The organism is Bradyrhizobium sp. LMG 9283 (assembly GCF_045571415.1).
Taxonomy (GTDB): Bacteria; Pseudomonadota; Alphaproteobacteria; order Rhizobiales; family Xanthobacteraceae; genus Bradyrhizobium.
Genome location: NZ_CP120691.1, coordinates 7,390,952 through 7,416,732 on the forward strand (window position 1 = coordinate 7,390,952; position 25,781 = coordinate 7,416,732).

Here is a 25,781-nt window from a genome sequence, read left to right on the forward strand (position 1 = left end):
GCGAGACTCAGCTCCGAGAGAATTCTAATGCGTCACGATCGTGTGCTCGGATTTCGGACACAACTGTTCGCTCTCCAGGTGTCCAGCATCTTCGTACAAGCCAGCGACTGTGAGCCGCGGCGAAGCGGGCTGTCTCCTTCAAGATCGTGAGGACGAGTACAGATGGCATCGCACACGGCTCTAGCGCCCGCGAGCGCCCGTTGTCGTGCGCACTTGCTCTCCGCTTTCCGTAATTTGCCTAAAGATGCCACAAAAAAAGGAGCCCACTCGAAGGAGTGGCCCCCAGTCAGGAACGAAACGTCCCAAGGAGAGACTTCTGCATCTGCGCGCAGGTCTCAACGTTTATCGAGGCCAGCTGGCTGTGGCAGAGAGGGTGACGATGATGATGATGACCGCGATGATTTTTGCGACCGGGCCTTCAACCGATTGCAGGATCTGGTTGAGCGGCTGCTCCCACGGCATTGTTCGAGCCGGCAGCCCATGCCGGTTGGGTTGCCAGGTAAAGCGCCGCGAATGCGGTGGCGGAAAAGAAACCTCCTTTGATCGTGCGGTCATGACTAATCTCGGATTTGCGACAGGCTGTAATCACCCGATGGTCCGAGCCCGGTCACACAAGCGAGCTCGCTCAAGTGCCGCTCGGCACCGCGGCCAGACAGCACGGCGATGACGTTGATGGTCTCCGCGATCAGCGCGCGCGGGACAGTCACAACCAGAACGAGCGCTCCGGCGTTCTCTCAACCGCGATGAGCTTCCTGGGGCTCTGCCGCGATCCAGTCGTTGCCAAGATCACCGCACGGAGCGCCTGGCGCGTCCGCGATCTCGTCGACGGACCTCGACCCGTCTCACTCTACCTGGTCGTTCCGCCTTCCGATATCGTCCCGGACGAAGCCATTGATGCGGCTCATCCTCAATCAGATCGGGCGCCGACCGAGAGCCTGGATCCCGACCGACGCCAGCAGATCCTGCTCCTGATGCTCGAACAGTTCGCAGCTCTTGGCCGGCTCGACTTCTTCGAGAGCCAGCTTGCCTTTGGCCGGCTATGGCATCCGCAGCTTTCTCATCACTCAAGCCGCAATCAGCTCGAACGTAAGCGTAGCGCCGAGGCCCTTTGGATTGTTTGTGCGGAGTCTTGAGAGCACCGTTAGAAGAGTCATCTTCTGGAAGGGTGCTCACAATGGACGACCATTCTGACGACATAAGACGACCGTTGTCACCGCGTATTGAAGTGTTCGCTGGCGCAGGTCGAAAGCGCTGGCCGGATGATTTGAAGGCACAGATTGCCGCGGAAAGCCTCGAGCCGGGGGCGGTTGTCACAGACGTCGCCCGTCGCCATGGCTGCCGGCCCCAGCAGGTGCATGACTGGCGGCGCCGGGCGCGTTTGGGCCAGTTGGTGCTGCCAGCTTCGGCGGAGACGCTGTCGTTCGTGCCGGTGGTGTCGGAATCGGCGCTACCGGCGGCCGCAGAGCCCACCGGGTCGCCGGAAGCAGCCGTTGTGACGGTTGAGCTCCAGGGGGCACGAGTGGAGGTGCGGGGGCGCCTGGCCTTGCTGTGTTGAGTGATGTGTTCTTGGCGCTTCGACGGACACGTTCATGCTGACGCCGCCTGCGAACCTTACGATTTACGTGGCGACGCAACCTGTGGACTTCAGAAAAGGTGCGGAGGGCTTGGCGCTTTTGGCGAAGGAGACGCTGGGCCATGATCCGATGAAGGGCGTGGCGGTGGTGTTCCGCGCGAAGCGCGCCGATCGGGTGAAGATTGTCGTCTGGGATGGCAGCGGCCTTGTGATGTATTGGAAGCGGCTCGATAGCAACGGCTTCAAATGGCCTCCCATCGTGGCCGGCGTGATGCGGATGAATGCCGCGCAGTTGTCGGCGCTTCTGGCCGGCATGGATTGGACGCGGATGCACGCGCCTCGGATCCCGCAGCCGAAAGCGCTTGCGTAAAGATACAAATCTCGCTGCATCGGGGCGCGAAGCATGGCAGAGTTGGGCCAATGAGTGATTTGCCTGATGAGCTGCCGAGCGATCCGGCCAAGTTGCGTGTCTTTGCCGCGGCTCTGCTGGATCGCTGCGCCAGGCTCGAGCGGGGGGCACCCGGTGCGGGCCACCAAAGTCCGCTACTACGAGGATCCGCAGTTCCAGCGGCGGGTGCTGAAGCCACCAGGGCCCAAAAGTGTCACCTTGGCTGCGCAGGGCGATGACTGGGTCATCGCGAGCGCCCATAGCTCCCTCGGCCAAGCTGCTCACGAGCCATAAGCGCAGGAGCTAGGACCCGAACGGGGGCCTTCGCCGGGAGCCGGAACTGCCGCAGCATGAGGAGATCGAGGTGACGGTGCCGCTTGTCGAACAGGAGTTCGATGCGGGCGACGCCGATGCCGTCCAGGCGCAAGCCTTCAGCCAGTCTATGCAGGGCGTTGCGCGAAACGTCGGCCTCGATCCTGACGATGGCATGACCTCTGAGCCCGTCCAAATGAAGAAAGTTCAGCTCAGCATCTATCTCGATCCGGCGATCTTCAAGAGCCTCGACACCTTCGCAAATCATCGCAGCCAGCCCAAGTCGCTGGTTGCGGAGGCCACGATCGCTTCGTTCCTTTCGCCTGATGATTCCGAGCGCTACGAAGCTGTCGACCGGATCGCGCGTGCTCGAAAGGCTCGAGCGCAATGACGCCGTGACACTCGAGACTGTCGCGCTGTTCATCCGCTTGTGGCTGACCTCGACCCGGCCCTTCGAACAGTCAGGTGCGGCCGCGCGCGCCAAATGAGCTGAGCGCTACAGCCGCTTTGTTGAAGCGCTCGGACGGCGGCTGTCCAGCGGATCGACTCGACCCTTCTCAAAGAAGTGAGTATGGACGTTGATGCCTCTGAGAAGCCTGGGTGAAAAGACTTATCCGCGCGATCGAGGGGCGTTGTAACGGCTCTACATTTTAGAAGGCCCCATTCCAGAGATAGGTGGTTCCTGCAGCGGTACCTGCCCGTGAAGGAAGAGAGGGGCGGGCGCCTTGTTCAAGTCCAGCGCATTCACAGGCGCGTTTGTGATGTTGGCGCGCGAGCCGAACAGGCCCGGATCTGACCGGGCCGTCCAATCCTTTCTTTGCCTGCGCCAGAGTACGACAAGTCTGTCTCTGCGGTTGATGTGGCGTTCGGCCTGCCGCTTTTGTGAGCCGTCATCGCTGGGGGCGATTCACCGGGATCAATCGGGTCTACCGCGCGGTGCAGGCGCCGTGTCGTGGCTCTGTGCGGTCACAAAGTGGACAAGGCAGAAAAATTGCAAGGCCATGAAGAGCTCGAAAGCCAGCCCAGCTCGATGTTGAATGAAGCTGGTGAGCTTTCCGAGAGCATGTTCCAGCGCCTTGAAGCAGCCGGCGATCGCCCGGGAGTAAAAAAAGCATGGTGGTCGAGACGGCACTTGAGGGCTTCCTCAATCCTGTGCCGGCGGCCGACCGGGTCGTTCATGAGGCTCTCGACCGAATAATTGGCCAGATCGAGAGGCTCGAGCGCGATATTGCGATCATTGCCGAGACGGTCGGTCTGCATGCGCGCTATCACCTCACGGTGACACCTCCCATGCCGCCATCGGAGCAGCGGAGGCTTGCCTGCTTGGCGAGCGGCGCTTCAAGGTCTTGGTCGAGCAGGTCGAGCGCCGGGTCCGGCTCGGCAGCCATTGATACGGGAAACCATCGATCGGCTGAGGACAAGCCCGCCTGCATCTGAATCTCATGGCGCAGCACGCCTGCCGGCCTCGGAGCCATCGGACTTGGCGGCTCACAGCCTGCGTGTTTCTTCCCTTCGCGGCCGGGTACTACCTGTCCTACCTGTTCCGGACGATCAACACGCTGATTGCTGGACGCCTCACACTGATCTTGGGCATGGCGTTGCCGATATTGGGCTGCTTACGTCGATCTATTTCCTGATCATCATGGCGGTCCAGGTTCCTATCGGGATGTGTCTGGACCGCTTCGGGCCGCGCGGGTGCAGAGCGCACTCCTTGGCGTTGTGGCTGCGGGTGCAGCGCGGTTTTCACTGTCTCCAGGCGTCCTGTCGCTCCTCGTTGGCCGTGCCATGATCGGCCTGGGAACCGCAGCCGCCCTGATGGCAGGCTTGAAAGTCATCGTCCTGTGGTTTCCGAAAGAGCGTATGGCTCTTCTCAATGGCTTCATGATTATGCTGGGCTCATTGGGGGCGGTGACAGCAACAGCGCCTGCCGAGTTGGTCTTCGAATGGATCGGCTGGTCGCCTTGTCAGCGACAGCTCTGACCTACGCCATCATAGGAGATTATTTCCCGATTGCACTGGCGCGAACGGCGCTTTGAACGTCTTGCAACTGGCTAGGCATTAATCGTGCAATACGGAACGGGACTGATTCTGGAGCAATGGCCTCTCGACGCTGGGCACTATCCCTTGATTGCTTACCAGACCGCTTTCGGAGTGAACCTGTCGCTGCAGCTGGCAGCGCTTCTCGGGTTCCCGTGCCGTGGCTCGAACGCCTGAAAGGGAAAACCCGGGCATTGCTCACCCGTGAGGGATCTGGGCTATGGATCCTGGATGAGGTGATCGTTCCGGCCGCTGAGCTGGTCATCCTGGAGACGGGTGAAGCGGAGAGTGGTGAGACGAGTCTACCGTTCGACTGCTATGCCGTCGCTCTTGGGCCTGACAGGAACGGCTGCGGCTTCCGCGATGCGGGCGCTCGAGCTCGGTGGAGGGCGTTGGTCAAGCCGCGGGTTCTGTCGTCCTGCGGGCGGATGAAGATCAGGCGTGAACGCCGGGCTATCATTGGGCTGACGTCATAACACCCCGTTCTTCTGTCTGTCGAAACAATCTATCCCGAACTTTCTTCTTTTACGCCAGGCTACGAACGGCATGGACCCATTGTTGCGATAGCGCGGGTTCTGCTTTTTCTACTTGTCCCATCAGAGGTCGCTGATCGTCCGCCGCCTCGTTTATTTTGGGGGCAGAAGTGGTTATCCACTCATTTCATTCAGAAGCTGAGCTACGCGGAGCACGCATGCTCCGCATGGCGCTCGGACCTGCGATCGCAGGTTTCCTTGAGTTCATCCGTCGTCGAAGTGATGCTCAACCCTGATGGCCGGCTGTGGATCGAGCGGTCGTCGAGCGGGCTCACGGATACCGGCGAGAGCCTGCCTCCGGGCGACGGCGAGCGCATTGTCCGCCTGGTCGCGCATTATGTCGGCGCCGAAGTTCACCCGGGCTCACCCCGGATCTCGCCCGAGCTCCCGGAACAGGCGAGCGTTTCGAAGGCTTGCTGCGGCCCGTCGTTGCCGCGCCGACCTTCGCGATCGGCAAACCCGCAGTCGCTGTCTTTGGCCTCGATGACTACGTCGCTCGCGGCATCATGAACGCAAGAGCAGGCGAGCGCGCTGCGCGAGGCGATTGCCGCAAGGAAGAACATCCTGGTCTCTGGCGGCACGTAGACCGGAAAGACGACCCTGACGAATGCGCTTCTTGCCGAGGTCGCCAAGACGTCAGACCGGGTCGTCCTCATTGAAGATACCCGTCAGCTTCAGTGCCAGGGGTCAAACGTTGTGGCGCTGCGAACCAAGGACGCCGTCGTCTCGCTGTCCGACCTGGTGCGCTCCTCGCTGCGTCTCCGGCCTGACCGCATCCTGGTCGGCGAGGTGCGCGGCGACGAGGCGCTCGATCTCCTGAAAGCCTGGGGCACGGGCCATCCTGGCGGCATCGGCACGATTCACGCCGGCACTGCGCTTGGGGCAACCACAGGATGGACGCTGGTTTCAAGATGCGCCGCTGCCAGCATGGCGTTCAGCGTCGCCTCGATTGGGCGGGCAGGGTCGGACAGAATGTTCGCGACGCCCGCGAGCGTCTTGTCAGCTTCAGCGTTGAGGACATGCAGGATGGCGCCGACGAGCAGCGGATGGCGGTCTTTTCCCAAGATTGCGCCGTTCGAGCGCTCCTTTGGGGTCGACGAGGATATCGGCGATGTTTTGGGCGTCTCTGACCTCGCAATCCACGCGGCGGATCTCGAGAAGCGGATTATAAACGGCGCTCCCGGGCTTGTTGGGGTCGAACCCCAGTACCGGGCTAAAACGCGCGCCAGCCGGAGGTCAGCTGGAAGTTTTCCTCTTTGATATCATGAACAAGGTCGATGCCGGCCATGTCAGAAGGGTTGGGATGACAAGACGCCTGAGCGGGTCGGGGCAAAGCAGAGCACATGCTCGGGACCATCATGCCGCAGATAATGACCTTGAAACCGGCCGAGCACGACGCCCTCATCCCCTAAGAGGCCTGCGCGCCGGACCTCCCGCGCGTCGGCCCAGCGCGCCGGGCCGTCGGTGGTGACGTCCCTCGCCTCTTCTGCGCGAAGGACCGACAGCGCCATGGCTAAGACAATCGCCCCGCCCTGCAGGAAGAGAATAGGTGCGTAGGCAACAAATTGGAACCACCGGACGAAGAAGGCTGCCGGCTGGTAGACCGGCCAGCTCCCCGAGCTTGAACCAAGCAGGTCCAAGTTGAGGCTGAAACGCAAGCCGCCACGCGGTCCATTTGGTCGCAGCCCACAGCAAGGCGAGCACGACCTGACAAACCAGAATGACCTGATGCTAAATGATTTTCGTCGCTGACATGGATTGGAAATGTGGTCATGACCGCGGACTGCACACAAGAAAAGGCGCCGCGAGGCCGCAATCACGCGCGTCGCCCCGCAGGATCGGCGGAGCCGCCCTGAAAAATTGGCTCTCGAACCTCCAACGGACGCTGCGGACGTGCGCGATGCGCCTTGCTGCCGGGCGTGCGCCAAGACACTGATCTTGCGAAAGACGAACAGTCTACCCCAAGCTTTAGCAACACAGGCAGCAGGAGCGGTTCAAGCGGATAACGGACGTTCGACAACCTTTTTGCGCACGACAGAGCCTCGATCCGCCGAAATCCCGCATGCCGATCAGATAGTCTGCTGAGCGCACTACGGCCTCACCAACAATCTAGGTGGCACTAAAGCGCAATGACAGAGTTGCGCCTAACCAGAATAGCTTTTGGCATCGGCTGCGCTGTGCTGGCGCTGCTCGCCGGTACTGCCGTGACAGACGCCTCTAGCTGCAATCGGCGGGATGCGCTCGGCACGGCGCGGGTGCTCGCTGTAGATGCCGCACTCTTCCCGCGGGTGGGGCTGAAGAACTTCCCCGAGACGCTTCCTCTGGCGGACCATGAAGTCGTCCTTACCTTCGATGACGGACCGCGGATGCCCAACACGGATAACGTGCTGGCTGCGCTCGCACAGGAATGCGCGCGAGCCACGTTCTTTCTGGTCGGCAGATCCTCGGCGGAATTTCCCGAACTCGTGCGGCGTATGGCCGCCCAGGGCCACACCGTAGCGCACCACAGCTGGTCGCATCCGATGATGTCGAAAATCTCGTTCGAGCAGGCGAAAGAGGACATCGAGCGCGGTATCGCCGCCGTCGAAATAGCGCTAAACGGTGTATCAACCAAAATGCCCTCGACACCGTTCTTCCGGTTCCCCTACTTCGACGCGACACCTGCGACGCTCGATCTCTTGCAGGCGCGCGGAATTGTCGTGTTCGGAGCTGACCTTTGGGCGAGCGATTGGGAGAACATAACTCCAGAGCAGGAGCTCACAATCCTGATCGAGCGGCTCGAGGCCGCTCGTAAGGGCATCATTCTGCTGCATGATGCGCAGACGCGGACGGCGGCCATGCTGCCTGCGTTCCTGCGCTACGTGCGTCAGAACGGGTATCGGATCGTGCATCTGGTGCCGGCTGCCGCCAAGAGCGCTGAAGCCCCATTGACGTCTTGGCACCACGCCTTCCCGCAGTGAAGGCGCGCGAGAAGTGTTGGAGATCAACTCCTGGGGGCAGAGACGGCTACGGGCGACCTCGTGGCCTGATCGGGTTTGATTTGCGAAGCCTCAACGTGACGAAGCTGTTCCTGCGGCACGGCGATCATGCCGCCCTGGACGCCCTTGCGCCAAAGCGAAACAAGAGCTGCCCCACTTGGCGGCTGGCCTGGCGCCGCTGAACAAGAATCCTTGCACCTCGTTGCAGCCCTCGGCACGAAGCCAATCGAGCTGCTCCGTGGTCTCCACCCTTCCGCTATCGTCGTGATGTTGAGGCTCCGGCCGAGGCCCGAGATCGCCCGCACGATGGCCCCGCAATCGGAGCGTTTCGCCAGATCCTTCACAAAGGAGCGATCAATCTTGATCTTGTCGAAGGGAAAGCTGCGCAAGTAGCTGAGGCTCGAATAGTCCGTTCCAAAGTCATCCAGCGATATGGAGACGCCGAGCTCGCGGAGCTGGTGCAGGATCGAGAGATTTGCTTCCGTCTCCGCCAGAAACACCGATTCGGTGATTTCAAGCTCGAGCCCCAAGCCGGAATTCGCCAGCGCTGAAATCACCACCTGAACCAGATTGCGGCTACGGAATTGCACCGGCGACAGGTTGACCGCGAGCATGATCTCCGAAGGCTCATGCGCTTCCCTGGGTGCGGCCAGTGCCGAAGGGCCTTAAAACCTGAGATCTTGTCGCTCGCGATGTCAATCAACGGCTGATAACTCGCTGCTGGCAAAGGCGCGGCGCAAATAAAGCTCCATCTCGCGCCGCCGCTGCACCTGCTGATCCATCTCCCGCTCGAAAAAGCGATGCGTTCCGCGGCCATCCTCTTTGGCGCGATAGAGCGCCATATCGGCATTACGCATCAGCTCGGCGCTGCTGGTGCCGTCGCCTGGTGACAACGCGATGCCGACCGAGGCACCGATAATGACTTGGTTGCCCTCAATCTCATAAGGCGCACTCAACGTCCTGATCAGCTCAGCCGCGAATTGGCTCACATGCGTCGGCGAGGTATCGTCCGTGAGAATGATCGAAAATTCGTCGCCGCGAGCAGCGCGGTCGCATATCGAGAACTGGTTTGCGTCGAGGCGCAGATCACTGCCATGATCATCGTGCGCAAGCTCGTCGCAATCGCTACTTCAACATCAAGAAAACGGCAGCGCTCGATTGTTCAGGGCCTGCTTGCCCGGTGCGGGATCAATCCGTCGCAAATGGCACGTTGGTTCTGCGAACACCGCATTGACCTGGTACGCTGGCCGCCGCTCGTCTCATGATTCCGCTGGTGAACCGCTTTCTTCGGCACACATTACAAGGAAGCATAGCCACACGGGGAATTTAGTGGGATTTATCCCGACCAAATTTGCTCATTGCGCGGAGCCGTTCGCCAACGTTTCCGTGCCCGGCTGTCGCCCGCCTGTCAGCTCGTTTCGCGTACCTGAACGCGGAAAGGCCTCCGGCGGGCATGCCGGAGGCCTTCTTGGAGGTCAAACCAAGTTGAATAGAGCCGCTTCCTTCCTCCTTCTGCTAGTTTACGGAGATTCACCAGACGCGCTGCGCGCGGAGCAACAGAGATAGGCTGCCCTGGTCCTTCAGCTCATATGCAGTAGCTGGTTTGGCAATAGACGACTGCGTTGGAAGGGTGACTGTGCTTCCGCTCGCGAACTTCTGGTCTAGCATTGTGTACGCGAGTTCAGCCGAGAAGGTCAGACCTTTGACCGGAGTCCATCCCGTCCTTGTACCAATAACCGCGTAGTTGAAGTCAGGATTGCAACCTGCAACACCGCTCGAAAGTGCGAGGTTGGCTACGAACGCGCCGCAGACATAGCCCTTGGCCGTGCCGTTGTAGCGGACAGCACTCCACGCGCCGAAGATACTGGTAACCCAGCGCGGATCCCAGTTGTGGCTGTAGCCACCCTGGAAGCCATACGTCGTAGTCAGTTGCTGGCTGGAGCCGCTCACGAACACCGAATCAGATACGCCGGCGAGGCCGACGCTCTGGTAAGCACCGGCGAGACCGGTGCTTCCATACATGGCGAAGGCAGGCGCCGCCGTATAGTCGTGGAAATTGTAACGGCTTGCGCCGTTCGTATACACAGCCGACATGTTGATCGTATCACCCGGCCCAGTCGGGATGTTCTTGATCGACAAGCCGAGCTGACCAGCCCAGCCCCACTTGTCATCCGGATGACCGGTGAGCTCGGTCGCACCATAGTAGGCAGCGTGATTGTCATGCGCGGCGACCGACGCTTGGAAAAGACCCCAAGCCTGGTCAACGCGAACCATCGCGACGAAGTCTGGGCTCCGCGTGCCCCCGAAGTCGTTTGCTCCGTACAGGCCCGTCGCCATGCCAACAGGGGTTGCACTGCTGACGTTCCATACAGCGAGCTGGTGAGTGGCGACTTGGTCCTGAGCCGACAGGGAGGCCGTCACACCCTGACCGAAGTCAAAAGTATAAGAGAACTGATTCACGGGATCCCAGCCACCGGCGCCCGGCAGCTCGTAAGAGTTCGCCGGATATTGCGCCCAAGGCGTCGTGAACTGCGAATATGCTTTGCCAAACGTGAAACCAGCAAACTGGATGAAGGCGTGGTAGAGACCGAGGGTACCCGTCGCGACCTGAGAGCCTAGCGAAGACGTATAGGTCGTCCCGCCGGTGCCGGCACCGCTATAGGTACCTGTGGTCCAAGTGAAGGCGCCCTCCCAATACGTGCGGACCACGCCATATTCAGTCACGGTGCGCGTATCGATATTGAGACCTTGGCGAGAACGCGTGCTGTAGTAGTCGCTCAAACGGTTGTTAGCGCCACCTACGCCACTGTCGGCGCCGAGGAAATGGTAGCTCGTGTTTAGCGTGACTTCGGCGCGTAGATAGCCACCTAACTTGATGCAAGTGTCAGTGCCCGGAATGTAGTAAAAGCCGGCACCGTACAATGAGCAGATTTTCACGTACTCGATCGCCTTGGCCTTGACCGGGAGATCGGCTGCTTGCGCTCCCCCCGTGGCGATCAGAGCCGCCGCCGAACCTAGAAAAAGGCGCTTCGCCATCTTCATAAAAACCCTCCAAACTTTTCATCTCAGGTGGCCGCTCACCCCAGAGACCAGCCACCTTCGCCCCCAATCATTCTCGACCACCAGGGCCTTCCTCGAACGCCAACTGAAGATTTCAACCACTGGCGTCGCGGTGCGGACCATTCCGCCGCTCGCCCGATTACGTTGGCAGATCGGCTTAGTCAGCGGTGTGAAAACTTCGTTCGAAACGAACCAACGCACGATCGCCACAGCGGCGACGTGTTTAAACTGCGTCACTTCCGTACAATCCGTACAGTCCCGCGCGGATGCAAATACCTTTGTACGAGCCTCTATGCCTAGCAATCCCGTAGCTCTTGCTAGGATACGCCGGCGGCGTGAGGTCAACTTCGCTCCCGACTCAACTAGGCGAAAGCTCGCGGCCCAACCCATGATCGGAGGATATGACCAAGCTGTAGCAACCGCACTATCGTAGGCGCGGATCATTGGAGAACGCCAGTCGCGCCTTCGATTCCGTCAGCAGATCGACGCACCAGATCCGCAGCGCAAACGGGCGACAACCATCGATCCTTAAATTGCTCACAGTAGAGCGCCTACAATATTCGGGACATCTTCGCCCAGATGGCGCCTGGCCTGATCTTCCCAAAGGAAACGGCAGTTCGCATCCTTCTTGCGACCTTCAAGACTTGCATACTCAGGCTGTCTCGCGGTTACTTTCGCAAAGCTCGTGCCGCGCGATGACGTGTCGCGGAGACCCAAAATGAATTGGCGGTTCGGCCCGATCACGAATGATGTACGGGAAGCCGGTAACAATGGATCGAGCGGTACGTTGATGCAGCTTTCAAAATTGCGACGACCGCCCTCGCCTAGTCGAAGCCCCGCTCCCCCAAAAAGCCGACAACCGCCCCGTGAGCACCTTGTTCCGGTAGGTCCGTCCGAGGGAATCAGATCTCAAGCTTAGCCCCATATGTAAGATCGTCTGCGCCGCGCCTCAGCCCAACCCTCTCTGGATCCGATCCTGTAAGCCGATCAATCGTCGTGGTCGGTTCAACCGGTTGACGCTCCCCAGGCTGATTTTTCCCTGACTGATTTTCCCTACGCACACGCCCCGCCATTCGTCGCCTTCTGCGGCGCTCAAATCAGAACGCCAAAGCACTTGAGCGTCGCCACCCTAATTCCGCATGTAATAACGTTTCGTCGTTGCTCTTCGTCGTTCGGGTTCACTTCTGTTTGCTCGATGATCGGCAGGAAGAGGGGACGCTAGGACCGCGGGGTCGCTTTGGCGCCTACCTGATCTTGTGGTCGCCTCGGGATCGTCTGCATGGCGCCCGCGCCTAGAGGCTGGTTCCGGCGAGTGATTTCTCGCATTTGTAGGCGCGTTGGCACTGGTTCGGTGCTCTCCTCGTGAAAGCGGAATTGGCACGATTAATTTCGCGAAACTTGAGCCGGCACTATGCATAACGAGAAGGACACCCCACCGGCTCTGTCTGGCGAACGAAGACTCTCGACGATCCGGGGTCTGCGGAAGACGCAATACGAAAAGCCATTCCTGCAGCGAGGGTGACACCTACTCCACCTTCATGTTCATAAGTTTTGTCCCCCGCCGTCGCGTCTCTGCAATAGTCTTGTTGGCTGAATCGCACATGACCTTACACAATTGGGCTGAGAGGTCGTACGCGGCTGCCGATGTTTTCGTATGTGGCGACAGTGATCCTGCGATCGCCGCGCCAGTTGTGCTCGATGCCTCGAGACGGTCTGATACGGTCGTCGCTTCCGGAGAGTGGTACAGCCGGTTCTATCTCCCACTGCGGGCCTCTCTGAAGGTGGGTGACGGCGGAAAGGCGGCATATCGTAAGATCACTCGGCGACTGCGCGAACATCGCTCAGGTCGGAGCTGTCAAAGCGGTCATCGCGTCATCCTGACTTCTCGTTCGTGGCCGCACTGACATTAAGTCGCAGCAACCGCTTCTATCCAAGATGACCTGCTGAATTTTCATCCAGCAGCGGCTAGAGTCTCGGGCTTTTTTGCAGCGAGGCCGAACTTTGGACCATTCAGAACTAGAGTTTTTCGCCGTGATCACGTTGGCGGGCTGGATGCGCCGACGTGGTTATGCAGCAAAATGGGCGGTCTGTTGCCGATGGCGCAGGGGCCGTTCCTCGTTGTAGTGTCTGCGTCAAGTCTCCACTTTTTCTTGGGCCTCCGCAAGGCTGAGCAACCAGTGCGTGTTGAGGCATTCGGGCCGGAAGTTGAAGGCTTCGATGAACGCGTTGTCTGTTGGCTTACCGGGCCTGGAGAAGTCCAGCATAACACCGCGTTGGTAGGCCCACAGGTCCAGATCGCGCAACCGGCCGCGCAGAGCCGCGTCCGCAGAGCGGTTGGAATGGTAACGAATCATCTTCCGATCCGCGCCGATGATCGAGCAGACCTGGCCTTCCGACAAGCTCATGACGGCCTGTAGATGCGCAACCGCAGCGCTTGGTGGCGGGTCCTGCCTTTTTGAAAGCAGCTCGAGAAGGGCGGCCGCGCCGAGCATTTGCTCCGCCAGAAGCTTTTTCAGCTCCGCGTTCTCCTCTTCCAGCAGCTTTAACGCCTGGCCTCAGAGACATCGATGCCACCGAATTTAACCTTTCAATTGTAGATCGTCGCTTCGGAGATCCCATGCTTGCGAGCCTCGTCAGCCGTCTTCGCCCCACCCTCATGCTCCTTCAAGACGCGATAATCTGCTCTTCCGTGAATCTGGGTCGCTTCAGGGCCCGCCTCCAGCGGCTCAACTTGAATCGCTTCGTGGGGCGGCAGGGGCACCGTACGCCCTCCGAGTTTCGTGGGCTGCAGAGCGTGGGGTAGATTTCATTGTGCGGGCAGATCATCAAGCCAACAGGCTGTCGCGACGTGCGGTCGGGAAAAGATCTTACCGATCTTCTCAGGAACCTTATTCTGGTGGTATCGCATATACACGCGGCCATCCTGTCCTAAGTCCAATATCTCTATTTTTCCTGTGTAATGGGACATGATGTATTTGAATGTCTTCTCGATCCCGCTCAGACGTTGGTTGATGCCGCGTACAATTTCTAGTCCACGCCGAAGTGCGACTTGGAAGTGCGATGCACCCTTCACCGGCCTTGCTTGAAATAAGTAGTAAGGTCGCACTCCGATTTCGTGGCATTTGGCGAAGGTAGCGGCCAGTATTTCGGGATCATCGTTGACTTTGGCGAGAAGTACGGACTGATTAAGGAATTGCACGCCCTGTGCTCGCAAAGTGCGAACTTTGTGCTCCGCGTCGGATGAGATCTCACCTACGTGGTCGAAGTGCGTGACGATGATTGGGGTTTTACCCGCCTTGTGGATACGCTGGAATAGCGCTGGTAAAGCGGAATCTTCAAACCGCTTTGGTTCATAGGCCAGCATCTTTGTGCCAAATCTGATCGAACTCAAATGATTTATTGGCAGCAGGTAGTCAACTATCTTGTTCAGATTGGCGGTCCTGAGCACGAATGGGTCGCCTCCGGAAAGGAGTACGTTCGTCATCTGGGGATTGCGCGCAATATATTGCGCGGCTTGATCGAAGTCCGGCGCGACTTCATCCGAAACCCTGCCCACAATGCGCTTGCGAAAACAGTAACGGCAATATGAGCCGCAGCGTTCCGTCACCAGCAATAAACCGGTCTGGGCGTACTTGTGCTGGAGCCCCGGTACGACTGTGTTGTCGTGCTCGCCGCTCGTATCTAAGGTGCCGGGGCTCTCGAACTCCTTGATTGATGGCTCGACGATGTACTTCAGCTGATCGTAGTAACCGCTTTTGATGATCTGTTCGCGATACGTCTTTGTGACGTGATAAGGTGTAATGTTGTTGACTTGCAGTTCACTCTCGCTAACGAAGCGAGTTTCTTCAATGAACTTCAACACGTGTGCTTTGCAATTCAGCGGATTAGCTGTTGTTTCCATTGCGCCCTCGTCTTGCCGTACCAGCGCGTTTGATTCAATGCGATCTTCCTGGTCTACAATACAGCATCAACAGTGGGTCGATACCTACCTAGTGTGGTGAGGACTATCGGTTTCGAGAGTTGAGGCGGATTGCGAGCGCGATGCATTTGGTGAGGGTTCGAGGAAACGCGCAGCACAGCAGCTTTGCGGACCTAGCGCGGAGCGAGGCTCCGCGTTGAAGCGGCTCTAGGTTGGCTCCTGGACTATCTGACGCTCGATGTGATGGCCGAGCGTCTCCGCGCAACGGGCGTAAGACGAAGAAGTCGATGCTGTCTCGGTTTTTCGCCGCTGAGGAGACCAGCTTTAAATAAAGCGGTGCAGCGCAACGAACAGGATCGAAGTCACTGAGCGCCGGGAAGCGTGGCCGCGTGAAGGACTTTGGTCGCCCTTGATTTTGTTTGGTGGCACTTGACGACAACCGCCATGGCACGTCGTTACGCATGGGCCGATGTCAGCACACGCGCCATCGGCGATGCGCACAAACGGCCATTGAAACACGACGACGTTCCTTGCGGGCCTCACCTGCGAGGGGTGATTGCATTTTTCGTGCTCGACGGCGCGCGCCTACTTCCTGCCGCCCTACAGCCCCGATCTTAGTCCGATTGAGATGGCAGTCGCCACAATCAAAGAACTTCTGGGGCAAGCCCAAGCCAGAACCGTCGATGCCCCCAGGAATCTCATCGGACGCACCTTGAACATGTTCACTTTTGAAGGAATGTGCCAACTACGTCCGTCATTCGCGGATACAATCGCTTTGCTCGCGACAGGCTCCAGCGAATCGCGCAGCATGCCTAATGTGTGCGACAAGCGCGCCCGCGCCTTGCATGTTGTTGCCGGCGCCCAATGGGACTGAAAGTCAGCCCTTAGCGATAGCCGCTCCCCTTGTTGCTGCCCGGCCCTATTGTTCAAGACGACAGATGCCAGCGGCGCGGTTATGATGAATATCAGGAAACAGTCGCCGCCTACGAGCACCAGTTAAGTGAATGTAGCAAAGATCATTCGCCGGCCTGTCCACCCGGTCCGCCATATCGCAAGAGCTATATGGCCTGCTATCAGTCCGAGCAGTTTAGAGCCTTGTCGCAGGAATGGGATCGCCTCGAGGATCCCAATTATCCTGGCCTATTTTCTGGGATCCGTCTCGTACGACAGGGACGAGTTCGACCCGCAGCAGCGAGAACTTCTATTACAGCGCGGCTTCACAACTCCCGCACAAATAACACAACCGCATCGACCAACCGCATCGACAAGAATAGCGCGAATCTTGCGGCCGCAAACAAGCGCGCAGTCGACACGAACTCTTCGCTTAATCATTCCAAGGAACCAACCGACTTCGTTCTCGCCTACGGGGGCAACGACTTCGGCAACCACGCAGCCCGGAACGGATGACGGCTGGCTGTTTCGCCCGCGAGGAATGTATCACTTGGTCGGGATGATGCCTGATCAAGTGAACGATTGCTCTCGATTCCTGGCTGAATGTGCTGGTCCTCCTCGCCTGAGCTCAGCGAACTGGCGCAACATGACGAGCAGCGCGATCATTCCGGCACCCAACTCTGCGATTGCTTGGCTAGCCAACAGTCCGTTGAAACCCGATATCGCCGGAAACAACAGTACAGCCGGAATGAAGAGATAATGCCTCGCGAAACACACAACCGCGCTGAGACGCGCTCTCCCGAGCGATTGAAGCATCGCCGTGACGACACACTCAATACCATACAGTCCAAAAAAGAGATGGAAGACGGTGCAGGCAGAAACGGCAATTTCCCTGACGCTATCGCTATCGCTGAACAGCCTGACCAAAGGTCGGGCAAAAATCACAACGGCCGCGGAATATGTCACCGAAAGAGCGACAGTCATAGAGAGCATGACCTTTGCAGCCCTCAGTACACGAGAAAAATCGCGTGCGCCCCAGCCAAAACCCAGGATAGCTTGAGAACCCATACAGAAACCGCTGATAAGCAGTGCGCCAATCGTTAAGAGTCGCACGGCTATTCCCACGGCCGCGATGGACTCTTCGCCGAAGGGCGCAGCTGCTCCGTACAAGAGCATAACGGCAATAGCAGATAAGATGCTGGTCATGGTCGCTGGCGCCCCCACGAAAGCGATCTGTCTGATGCGATCCGCTCGCAACGAGATGTGAGATATCCTGACGAGGACCATTCCGTGTCGCTTGGTAAAATACGCGATATAGAGGCTAATAGCCGCAGTCTGAGACACGAGCGTTGCGAGAGCGGCGCCTCGCACACCGAGCTCCAGCACGGATATAAGCACCGGATCAAGGCCAGCGTTCAGGATGAAGGCGGTCATCATCGTCCACATGCTGAATCGTGTGTTGCCTTCGGCTCGGACGATGAAGCCGTTGACGATGTTCATAAGCATCAAGGTGCATCCGAACAAAAGTGTCGTCGCGTAGTCGAGCGCCAGGGGCATGATGGTTGGAGTTGCTCCGAGCGCCAGGAAGATCTCTCGCATGTTTAGAAACAGAGCGACTGTGACGGTGATGCCGACTGGCGCGGCGAGCGCGAGAGCGGTACTGGCGCCTCGACTCGCCTCCAGGTACTCACCAGCACCAAGATGACGAGATATGAACGACGCTGCTCCAACACCTATCCCCTGTCCGGCCGCCGCGAGGAGGACCACGATCGGCAAGGTCATGCTGACAGCTGCGATCGCCTGCGCGCCGAGTGCGCCAACAAAGATTGCGTTGACAACCTGCTGCAACGCATTGATCGACAGGCCAACAACAGACGGAATGGCGAGCCGTAGGATAAGTCTGAACAGACCGGGGTCTGCTAGATCGATGCGCGCGTTCTTGTTCGGCATCACATCGTGATCGGCCTCGGCGGCGAATTCCGCATCGGGCTTATTCATGGATGAAGGTGTCCCGAGATCTTCCGAATTTCGCTGATCGTCTGCAACAGCTCCTGTTGCAAGGCCGTGCAAAGACGGCGGGTCACCCCATAGTCGACCATGCTCGGATCATACGTGGTGTCAATCTGTAGATGCCCCGATTGATATCCGACATCGAACCAGAAGACGTGGATCGCCGCCGCTTGATGCATGTGTTCGCCGATCCAAAGTGGATAAGGGTCTGTGCCTAGAAAACGGCGTGGGAAATGGCGCTGCAAACCGGCGCGATAATTCACCCCAATTCTGGGCAGTGGCAGGCGATCGAGCCGACACCGCACGGCTGGATCTCGGTTTAGGAATTTCAGGGCCCGAAAGCCTATTCCCCCACGCGGCAGCGCATTGCGCTGCCGGTATATCAAACGAGCACGGTCGGAACGCGACTCCCTTCCTGTGACATTCAATGAAAACGGAACGAGCTCGCTGATAAGACCAATGATCTGAGATGACTCGAAATCGTCAAACAGTCGACCTCGCGTCGAGGTCAGGCTATCAATCCAGAGCGAATAGTTGCCGAACAGGGCTCCACACGCACCCGACAGGACAGCAAGAAACACATCAAAGTGCTGACAATGCGCTGATCTGGCTCCAATACTGAGGAGACTCGCTGTCGTTTCCCCGTCGATCTCAAGATGGTACTTGGCCTGATCTACCCGAAGCGAACGGCCGTTCGCATCCTCCCGACGACGTTTAAGACTTGCATCGTGAAGCTCTCTCGCGCTTTCTTCGGCAACACTCGTGCCGCCCGATGACGCGTCGCTGACACGGAAGTCGAATTGATGGTAGTCAATGCCCTCCCAATGCTTGAGTTCGCCTGGTGCTTCGCTGTTCGCGTAGTGCTCGAGGCGCTTCAACCAGGGAGAGAGCCTTTGCACGGTCTCGGGACCATTCACATCATGGCCTGCAGCAAGAGCGTTGTATGCGTCCTCCAATGCGTCCAGGAATAGCCGATAGCCCATCCCATCCGTTACGAAATGATGCATCAGCACCAGCAGATAGTAATCGCCGCTTTCCGAAGTACGGAAGGCCGCGACGTGAACAAGAGGCGTGTGGCCGTCAAACCGAAACATGTGTTGACGTCTTGCCGAGACGCTCTCGATTGTCCTGCGCTGGTCTGGGCCGGTCATTCGGACGAGATCGATCTCCTCCACGATGCGCTCAGTCGGACAAGGCCCAATCGCCAGCCGTAATCCATCTTGGGCTCGGGCAACGCGCAGCCTGAGGCCTTCGTGCCTCTCGATGACATGGGCGAGAGCCCGGTCCAGGATCTTGATGTTCAGGATGCCGCCGCGCAAGAAGAACAGATCGCCGATGTTGAAATGCTCGTCAAAGCCGACAAGAGAATTCCAAAACGATATTACGGGGGGCACAGGCAGTAAGCCGTCGGCGGAAGCGACGTTGTGGGGTGCCGCCTCCGCTTCCCCGGCCGCCAAGTCCCTGATAGTCGGTGTTCGATAAAGTTGGTTGACGGTGAGATTCAGCCCGGCTTTGCGCGCCAGCGTGACGCAACGTACGCTCAGAAGAGAATCGCCGCCGATATCAAAGAAACTGCTGTCGATTCCCACCCCCTTGGCGCCTAATAGATCCTCCCAGATCCGAGCAAGAACTCGCTCGTTCCTGGTGCGGGGCTCAGCAGATGGTCTAGTTTCTATCTCGTGGTAAGGAACGCAGGATAGGCGAGCACGGTCTATCTTTCCGCTCGTCGTCAGTGGAACACTTTCAACCAACCTGAAGGCTGCCGGAATCATAGAGGATGGCAATCTGTCGCGCAGGTGGGCTAGAATCTCTCCAGAGCTTAGATTCTCGCGAGCGGGCACCACGCTCGCCGTCAAGCGGCGATCGTCATCGACGTCTTCTGCGAAGACCGCGGCCTTTGCGATTGCCGGATGAGACTCAAGGGCAACTTCGACCTCCTCCGGCTCAATGCGAAAGCCCCTCACCTTGATCTGGTTGTCCGATCGGCCGCAAATCTCCAGAAGGCCGCTGGTCGAGATGCGTGCGATGTCCCCAGTTCGATAAAGCACGTTGTATTGTCCGCCATCATACGGATTCGGCACGAAACAGCGGTCAGTCCGATCTTGGTCCTGCCAGTACCCGGCGCTCAGACAGCGGCCTGCGATGCACAGTTCGCCGGGGGCTCCAACAGGCACTCTCTTCAATCGTGAATCGAGCACGTAGAGTTTGACGTTGTCGATTGGCCGCCCCACTGGGACAAGCGTCGAGTTGTCATCCGCATCCTCGGTTTCGTGCACGGCTGCATTGGACGCACATTCCGTCGCACCATAGAAGTTCCACAACGGCACGCCCGGAAACGACTCACGCCAGCGAGCGGGCAGCGAGGAAGGCATCGGTTCGGCGCTGCTTGTGACCAATCTCAAGGCGGTCCTTTGCGGCTGCCGTTTCTGGGACCCAATGAGACCGGACAGGACTGGCGGAGACGCAAAAAAGCGCGTCACGCGATGTTTTGCCAAACTGCACAACAACAGATCCGGATCTAGCACCTGCCCTTGGGTGAGGATCAGCGTGGGCACACCTCTCAGAAGCCCACCAAAATACTCCCAAGCGGACGCAACAAGGCAGGCGGACTTCTGGATAACCATGACGTCGGTGCTATCGAAGGGAAAGCACCGCCACATCCAGTTCAGCCGGTTGAGAATTGCCGCTTCCGGTATAAGAACCCCCTTCGCCCGACCTGTTGAGGAGGACGTGTATATGAGGTTCGCAATTCGCTGATCTAACGGTCTGTCGCTAGGCGCGACACTATTCGCGGTCCTGCTGCGCCTTTCTAAGGTGGATAGACAAATCGAAGGTATGTCAAAATCCGGCTCCGTGGCAATCACGTGAACCAAGAGCTTTGCCTCACTATCTCGCAGGATATGTTTGATCCTATCACGCGGATAATCCGGCGCTATCGGCACAACAACAGCATCCAAGCCTCGCGCCGCAAGCATGACAGCGGCAACGTCCGGCGACCGGTCAACAAGCATGGCGACCAGATCGCCGGCCCCCACCTTCATATCCCGCAGTAACGAGCGGATAGCTGCTACGCGCTCACGCAGCTGGCCAAACGTGACCTCCCCGAACTCGCCACAATATGCTACTTTGGCGTGATTAAAGACGCTGATCTGCTCGAAGGCTTCAACAAGCGGACATTCAGATTCATATCGCTGGATTGATCCATCCAGCGAATCCAGGATAGTGCGGTCTGAGGCGCTGAGGCAGCTTAGTTCCTCAATGGGCACAAGCGGCTTATCAACGCAGGCGGCAATCAGACAGCGTAGATTGTTGGCCATGCGGACAGCCAGATCACTCGAGATTATGTCTTCCGCATACGCCAGCTGGAGCGCAATCTCATCGCCGTGATCTTGCGCGTACAGTGTTAAGTCGAATTTGACATAGCCTGTGTCATACTCGCGGAATGTCAGAGCCAACTCGTCCCGACCAACGGGTTCGGCGGCTTCGGAGTACATGTTGAACATGACCTGGAAGATCGGTGATCGCCCCGGTTCGCGACATAACCTACTATCCCTGACCATCCATCCGAATGGATAGGCCGAATTTGCGATGGCATCGCTGACCAGGCTCTGGATGCGCCTGGCATGAGCAGCAAAGGACTGACCGGCATCGATCGCGGCTCGGATCGGCAGCATATTCAGGAAAAAGCCAATGATGTCGGCGCTGCCAGGTTGATCCCGTACAGCGTGTGGCATGCCGACGACAATATCGTCCTGACCGCTATACATTCGTAGCAGCAGCTGGAAGCACGCCAGTAGTGTTGTCGAAGTGGTGCAGCTATTTTGGCGCGCGAATTCTCTTACCCGACTGGAGAGATCGCTGCCAAGCAGCACTGGATGCGAGGCGCCTCGGTATGAATCTGTTTGCGGGCGCGCCCTTCCAAGCGAAAGCACCGGCGGATCATCACCAATCTGACGACGCCAATAGTGTCGTTGGTTCTCCAGCGCCTCTGGAGAAATGTGCTGTTTTTCCCACGCCGCGTGGCCCGAGAGTGACGCACGGTTCTCTGGCCAAGGCGCCGCGGCATCTAAATATCTCTGCTGAAGATCTCTGAGCAAAACAGAAATCGACCAGGCATCGAGGATGATTTCGTGAGCGGTGATCAATATGAGATGATTGTCAGGACCAAACCGGACCATGCGCGCGCGAAACAACTGGCCCTGCCCGAGATCGAAATTGTCTTTCAGCTCCGTTCGCCGAAGCTGTGCCGTGAACTCCTCAGCCTCGGAGGAGGTGAGATGAGATGCATCGATCAATTCAAGATTGGTGCATGGCGGAGCATCAAAGCATTGAACCGGACCGTCCTCGTCGATAAAGCGCGCCGAAAGTGCCTGGTGGCAATGAATGACCTCGGTCCAGGCGCGATTGAACCGAGCTAAATCGATGTCTCCCTTAATCCGCAGCCCACCTTGAATGATGTAGTTCCGGGCAGATGGATCGAGCTGCGCCAGAAACCAAAGGTGCTCCTGGAGTCGCGTCAGAGGTGATCGGTTAAGCTTTCGGTATATCAAGGCTGTGCATGGATTTGGCTCAGCGCGAGCCTCGATCGAAGCGGCAAGGGATCGAATCGTCCCATTCAGGACCAGTCTGAAATCCGCTCTCACTCCGAGCAAGGTCTGCAACTGTCCCAATATAAGCATTGCGCGGAGCGAGTCTCCGCGAAGGCTTATGAATTGGTCATTCACACCTATGTTCTCAATATGCAAAATGCCGGACCAGATTTGACGTAGCCGGACTTCGAGGTCTGATTGCGGCTCCTCGAAGGGCGTTGACAATACCGGCCGAACACTCCCCGGGTCAGGCAATGCTGAAAAGTCGACCTTTCCGTTCCTGGTCAGTGGAATACCGCTGACGTGAATGATTCTTTCCGGAAGCATGTAGCTGGGGAGTGCCTCAGCAAGAAACTTCTGAAGATCGCTTTCCGCCAGTTCAGCTGCAGCCGACACATACGCAACCAGCCGCCGCGATTCGGCTTGTGCCTCCGACCCAGCTATATCTCGCGCCGTAAGCTTTACACCTGCGCAGGCAGAGGCGACTGCGACGGCACCATGCACCAAGGGATGAGCGGACAAACGAGCTTCGATTTCCCCCAACTCGATTCTGTGCCCGCGAATTTTGACCTGACGATCCCGTCGACCTAGACATTCTAAAAGGCCGTCGGAACGGAGGCGCCCAAGATCACCTGTCCGATATAAGCGCCGGAAGGACAGGTCGTTTGAGAACGGGTTTGGCCCAAACGCATCCTTGGTGCGGACATGGTCATTGACGTAACCGGCAGCGACACCGACGCCGCTAACACAGATTTCGCCGACTTCTCCTACATTGCAGAGCCTTGGTCCGTCCGCGACATAAACCTCAACTTTCTGAATTGGCCTGCCGATCGGCACATAAGGCTCAGCCAACGCAGGCGGCACAGAAACCAGATGATGCGTCACGCCGTCGGCGCACTCGGTCGGCCCGTAATGATTGAGAATGGAAACGCGGGGATACAAGGCAAGCCACGCGCGCGCCAATCCGGGCGTTAGAGGTTCTCCGACGGTAGAAATAATCCGCAAGCCGTCCATGGCTCGCTCTGCCGCGGCAAGCGATTGCAGATATTCAACAAACACTGCCAGCATCGACGGAACGAGTTGGACGACCGTAGCGCCGGATCCTTGAATTGCTTGAAGGAGCGATGACGGCGATCTCAGTGTCGCATCATCGATGATTGATGTAGAGGCTCCGATGCAAAGCGCAGAAAGAAGCTGCCAAAGCGAGATGTCAAAGCAGTGCGATGCCGTTTGCGCGACGCAATCTGTCCGAGTGAGACTTAGAGCATCGATCTTTGCCGCCAAATGATTGTTTAGGCCGGCGCGCTCGATCATTGCGCCCTTAGGCTGCCCGGTCGAACCAGACGTAAACAGAATATAGGCAAGTCCATCCACGTTCGGCGATGGCACAACAGACGAGCTCTGCACCCGGCGCAGTGCCGCTTCTATAGCTACGAATTGAGGAGCTGCTTTGCTGCTCTCCTGGAATAGGCTGAGCGAATCCGGGCGGTCTCGGCCCATCAACAAAGCACAGCGGCTCTGCTCGATCATGAATGATGTACGGGAAGCCGGCAGCGATGGATCGAGCGGTAGGTACGTTGATCCAGCTTTCAAAATTCCAATGACCGCCGTCGCCCAGTCGAGGTCCCGCCCTCCCCAATAGCCGACAACCGCGCCGCGAGCACCCTGCTCTCGTAAGGTCCTTGCAAGGGCATCCGATCGTGATCGTAGCGCCTCATATGTGAGTTCGTCTGCGCCGTGCCTCAGCGCAACTCTCTCCGGATTCGAACCTGCAAGCCGATTGATCGCCGAGACCGCGTCAACCGGTTGACGTTCCATAGACTGCTTCTTGCCTGATTGATTTTCCGTAGGCACGCGCCCCGCCATTCGTCGCCTTCTTCGGCGCCCAAATCGGAACGCCGGAGCTCGTCATCGAGGTGTGCATCGCAGCCACCCTGATTCCGCACGTCGTAAGGTTTTGTCCGTATGACCTTCTCGTGTTCGCTTCTGGCTCGATGATCGGCAGAGGAACAGGAGGACGCTATGACCCCGCATCCAATTTGGCACCTACCTACTCTTGTCGTGGACCTGCCATCGCCTGCATGGCACCCGCAATCAACGCGCCCACAGGCTCGTTACGGCTTGTGATTAGCGTAATTGTCCGATTTCGCGGCACTTGAGCCGGCACCACCAATGCCGTCGAGAGCGTGTTCGCCACCCGGTATACAGTTTGTTCGGGAAGGCTCCTTATCGCAACCACCGCCAGGCCGATGGTGTTCAAGCCCGTGATCGTCGCATCAAGGACCCCGCGGCGCTCAACATTACAACGAGTTATCGAAGCTCGCAGCAGCAGCCCCAAGCATGGCATTGAGGTCCTCCAAGTGCTGGCAACGGCCAACAAAGCGCCCGATCACCTCGTCACCTAATCCGAATAGCTCCGCTTATTTGGCCGTTAGTCAACGGAGATTGATTTATGACTATGGATAGCGCGAGCTGGAAACTGAGGCGTCGTGTCATCGCGTAGTGCTCCGGGGGCGAGCACAAACCGCTGTGGATAGGCGCCGAGGGCATATTTCTTGGGCGGCGCACGGTTGAACGGCTGGCCGTCCGCAGGGACGTATGCCTCACGGAGACTTCGATCGACAGAGACGCAGCCTGCCCACGGGCCTCTGCGGCAGGATTAATCCATCGCGATGCGCTCGCCAGACTTGCTTGATGAGCTACTCGACCACTTCCCACGGCTTTTGCGGTCTCGGGCGCGGCATATTCCTTTCCGCTTAAGATCATCTGGTGAAATGCGAGCCTCGCGTCCTTGCTCCCGGTCGGCAGACATTACAAATCAAGTGGTCCGATTTTGGCGCTCTCCGGTCAGCTATTCGGGCCCGTCAATTCAACGATGCTGGACTGCATGAGCAGCATCATCCGCGCCACAAATCTCAGCCTGCTGATGCTGCGAACGGCGAGCACTAGTTCGGCTTGTGCGGTCTGCTCACCGTATTTCCAGGCGCCATTTGTGCCCCCCGGGCAGTCCGCCGGTACTGGATGTGATTGCGGCCTTAGTGGCCTGGGGGAGACTTGAGACGTTTGGCGTTAGGCTGAGATTTTTTGTCCGCCAGCCAACGCGCAACCTGGTGGCAGGTTTGGTGGGGCAGTGCCAGCGCTCGCATGAAAGGTGGCCGATGTCACGAGGCCTAAATGCCGCCGCGGGATCTCTCCTGGGCGATCGTGACCGCGGCAAGCCCCAACATCGCGTCGCGGTTGATGCCGAAATGGAGACGATAGAGCCACCAGATTGCGCAGCACCGGTCGAGATCAGAGAGTGCCCGAGCGCGCTTTATTGCTGCTGCGACCCGCGCTATTGGCTTCATGACACGTCTCATCTGGAAACCTGAACGTCTCGGGACCAGTGCTCTAAATTTGGTGAGTTTTTGGTCGGTGACAGTCCGCTGTCGCGCGCATGCGTCGGCAAAGGATTGGGAGCTGAGGTTCATGTTTGCCATGGCATTGCGCGT

General features: G+C 58.4%; 13 protein-coding genes and 7 pseudogenes. 9 read left to right on the forward strand and 11 right to left on the reverse strand.

The window, feature by feature from the left end; translation table 11 throughout:
* Nucleotides 1–372: 372 nt before the first annotated feature.
* Nucleotides 373–544, reverse strand: a pseudogene (locus P6U29_RS34495) (TrbC/VirB2 family protein); the annotation flags it as partial.
* Between the two features lie 13 nt (nucleotides 545–557).
* Nucleotides 558–710 (reverse strand): annotated as a pseudogene (locus P6U29_RS34500) (P-type conjugative transfer ATPase TrbB); the annotation flags it as partial.
* Between the two features lie 33 nt (nucleotides 711–743).
* Here P6U29_RS34500 and P6U29_RS34505 point away from each other — a divergent pair.
* The 4 genes from P6U29_RS34505 (at nucleotide 744) to P6U29_RS34520 (ending at nucleotide 2,664) form a co-directional block, all read left to right on the forward strand.
* Nucleotides 744–1,133, forward strand: coding sequence for a type IV secretory system conjugative DNA transfer family protein (locus P6U29_RS34505; protein WP_407119498.1), 390 nt, complete (start codon nucleotides 744–746; stop codon nucleotides 1,131–1,133).
* 41 nt (nucleotides 1,134–1,174) lie between these two features.
* The gene (gene tnpA / locus P6U29_RS34510) at nucleotides 1,175–1,555 is read left to right on the forward strand and encodes an IS66-like element accessory protein TnpA (RefSeq protein WP_407114617.1); all 381 of its coding nucleotides are present in this window, start codon (nucleotides 1,175–1,177) and stop codon (nucleotides 1,553–1,555) included.
* A gap of 34 nt (nucleotides 1,556–1,589) precedes the next feature.
* The gene (gene tnpB / locus P6U29_RS34515) at nucleotides 1,590–1,943 is read left to right on the forward strand and encodes an IS66 family insertion sequence element accessory protein TnpB (RefSeq protein WP_091880705.1); all 354 of its coding nucleotides are present in this window, start codon (nucleotides 1,590–1,592) and stop codon (nucleotides 1,941–1,943) included.
* 382 nt (nucleotides 1,944–2,325) lie between these two features.
* Nucleotides 2,326–2,664, forward strand: a complete 339-nt coding sequence (locus tag P6U29_RS34520; protein WP_407114684.1) for a hypothetical protein — start codon at nucleotides 2,326–2,328, stop codon at nucleotides 2,662–2,664.
* A gap of 575 nt (nucleotides 2,665–3,239) precedes the next feature.
* Here P6U29_RS34520 and P6U29_RS34525 read toward each other — a convergent pair.
* Both P6U29_RS34525 and P6U29_RS34530 read right to left on the reverse strand, forming a co-directional pair.
* Nucleotides 3,240–3,533, reverse strand: a complete 294-nt coding sequence (locus P6U29_RS34525) for a hypothetical protein (RefSeq protein WP_407114685.1) — start codon at nucleotides 3,531–3,533, stop codon at nucleotides 3,240–3,242.
* Between the two features lie 8 nt (nucleotides 3,534–3,541).
* Nucleotides 3,542–3,727 (reverse strand): hypothetical protein, encoded by a 186-nt coding sequence (locus tag P6U29_RS34530; protein WP_407119612.1) that lies wholly within the window; start codon nucleotides 3,725–3,727, stop codon nucleotides 3,542–3,544.
* On the opposite strand from P6U29_RS34530, the pseudogene P6U29_RS34535 reads away from it, so the two are divergent.
* Together P6U29_RS34535 and trbB are read left to right on the forward strand one after the other, a co-directional pair.
* Nucleotides 3,716–4,229, forward strand: a pseudogene (locus P6U29_RS34535) (MFS transporter); the annotation flags it as partial. The gene P6U29_RS34530 and the pseudogene P6U29_RS34535 sit on opposite strands and share 12 nt — an antisense overlap.
* 772 nt (nucleotides 4,230–5,001) lie before the next feature.
* A pseudogene (gene trbB, locus P6U29_RS34540) lies at nucleotides 5,002–5,728 on the forward strand (P-type conjugative transfer ATPase TrbB); the annotation flags it as partial.
* On the opposite strand, the pseudogene P6U29_RS34545 reads toward trbB, so the two are convergent.
* A pseudogene (locus tag P6U29_RS34545) lies at nucleotides 5,716–6,565 on the reverse strand (type IV secretory system conjugative DNA transfer family protein); the annotation flags it as partial. The pseudogenes trbB and P6U29_RS34545 overlap by 13 nt on opposite strands.
* 407 nt (nucleotides 6,566–6,972) lie before the next feature.
* On the opposite strand from P6U29_RS34545, the gene P6U29_RS34550 reads away from it, so the two are divergent.
* Complete coding sequence (locus P6U29_RS34550) at nucleotides 6,973–7,803, forward strand: polysaccharide deacetylase family protein (RefSeq protein ID WP_407114686.1); 831 nt, start codon at nucleotides 6,973–6,975, stop codon at nucleotides 7,801–7,803.
* A 124-nt stretch (nucleotides 7,804–7,927) separates the two neighbouring features.
* On the opposite strand, the pseudogene P6U29_RS34555 reads toward P6U29_RS34550, so the two are convergent.
* A pseudogene (locus P6U29_RS34555) lies at nucleotides 7,928–8,858 on the reverse strand (putative bifunctional diguanylate cyclase/phosphodiesterase); the annotation flags it as partial.
* Between P6U29_RS34555 and P6U29_RS34560 the strand changes: the two are divergent.
* A complete protein-coding gene (locus P6U29_RS34560) occupies nucleotides 8,745–9,086 on the forward strand; it encodes a hypothetical protein (RefSeq protein WP_407114687.1) in 342 nt (113 codons plus the stop codon). The pseudogene P6U29_RS34555 and the gene P6U29_RS34560 sit on opposite strands and share 114 nt — an antisense overlap.
* A gap of 265 nt (nucleotides 9,087–9,351) precedes the next feature.
* On the opposite strand, the gene P6U29_RS34565 is transcribed toward P6U29_RS34560, so the two are convergent.
* A complete protein-coding gene (locus tag P6U29_RS34565; protein ID WP_407114688.1) occupies nucleotides 9,352–10,863 on the reverse strand; it encodes a porin in 1,512 nt (503 codons plus the stop codon).
* A gap of 1,556 nt (nucleotides 10,864–12,419) precedes the next feature.
* On the opposite strand from P6U29_RS34565, the gene P6U29_RS34570 reads away from it, so the two are divergent.
* Nucleotides 12,420–12,785: an S-adenosylmethionine decarboxylase gene (locus P6U29_RS34570; RefSeq protein ID WP_407114689.1), complete on the forward strand. Its 366-nt coding sequence runs from the start codon at nucleotides 12,420–12,422 to the stop codon at nucleotides 12,783–12,785.
* A gap of 131 nt (nucleotides 12,786–12,916) precedes the next feature.
* On the opposite strand, the pseudogene P6U29_RS34575 reads toward P6U29_RS34570, so the two are convergent.
* The 4 genes and pseudogenes from P6U29_RS34575 to P6U29_RS34590 form a co-directional block, all read right to left on the reverse strand.
* Nucleotides 12,917–13,181, reverse strand: a pseudogene (locus P6U29_RS34575) (transposase); the annotation flags it as partial.
* Nucleotides 13,182–13,687: 506 nt separating this feature from the next.
* The gene (locus tag P6U29_RS34580) at nucleotides 13,688–14,782 is read right to left on the reverse strand and encodes a KamA family radical SAM protein (RefSeq protein WP_407114690.1); all 1,095 of its coding nucleotides are present in this window, start codon (nucleotides 14,780–14,782) and stop codon (nucleotides 13,688–13,690) included.
* 1,479 nt (nucleotides 14,783–16,261) lie between these two features.
* Nucleotides 16,262–17,689 (reverse strand): MATE family efflux transporter, encoded by a 1,428-nt coding sequence (locus P6U29_RS34585; RefSeq protein ID WP_407114691.1) that lies wholly within the window; start codon nucleotides 17,687–17,689, stop codon nucleotides 16,262–16,264.
* On the reverse strand, nucleotides 17,686–24,156 hold the full coding sequence (locus P6U29_RS34590) for an amino acid adenylation domain-containing protein (RefSeq protein WP_407114692.1): 6,471 nt from the start codon (nucleotides 24,154–24,156) through the stop codon (nucleotides 17,686–17,688). Before P6U29_RS34590 ends, P6U29_RS34585 begins: the two co-directional genes overlap by 4 nt.
* Nucleotides 24,157–25,781 lie beyond the last annotated feature (1,625 nt).

What these genes read in the sequence shown, in the direction of transcription:
- P6U29_RS34505 (WP_407119498.1), top strand. Translation starts at nt 744, where the DNA reads ATGAGCTTCCTGGGGCTCTGCCGCGATCCAGTCGTTGCCAAGATCACC.
- tnpA (WP_407114617.1), top strand. Translation starts at nt 1,175, where the DNA reads ATGGACGACCATTCTGACGACATAAGACGACCGTTGTCACCGCGTATT.
- tnpB (WP_091880705.1), top strand. Translation starts at nt 1,590, where the DNA reads ATGCTGACGCCGCCTGCGAACCTTACGATTTACGTGGCGACGCAACCT.
- P6U29_RS34525 (WP_407114685.1), bottom strand. Translation starts at nt 3,533, where the DNA reads ATGCAGACCGACCGTCTCGGCAATGATCGCAATATCGCGCTCGAGCCT.
- P6U29_RS34550 (WP_407114686.1), top strand. Translation starts at nt 6,973, where the DNA reads ATGACAGAGTTGCGCCTAACCAGAATAGCTTTTGGCATCGGCTGCGCT.
- P6U29_RS34565 (WP_407114688.1), bottom strand. Translation starts at nt 10,863, where the DNA reads ATGAAGATGGCGAAGCGCCTTTTTCTAGGTTCGGCGGCGGCTCTGATC.
- P6U29_RS34570 (WP_407114689.1), top strand. Translation starts at nt 12,420, where the DNA reads ATGTTCATAAGTTTTGTCCCCCGCCGTCGCGTCTCTGCAATAGTCTTG.
- P6U29_RS34580 (WP_407114690.1), bottom strand. Translation starts at nt 14,782, where the DNA reads ATGGAAACAACAGCTAATCCGCTGAATTGCAAAGCACACGTGTTGAAG.
- P6U29_RS34585 (WP_407114691.1), bottom strand. Translation starts at nt 17,689, where the DNA reads ATGAATAAGCCCGATGCGGAATTCGCCGCCGAGGCCGATCACGATGTG.
- P6U29_RS34590 (WP_407114692.1), bottom strand. Translation starts at nt 24,156, where the DNA reads ATGGCGGGGCGCGTGCCTACGGAAAATCAATCAGGCAAGAAGCAGTCT.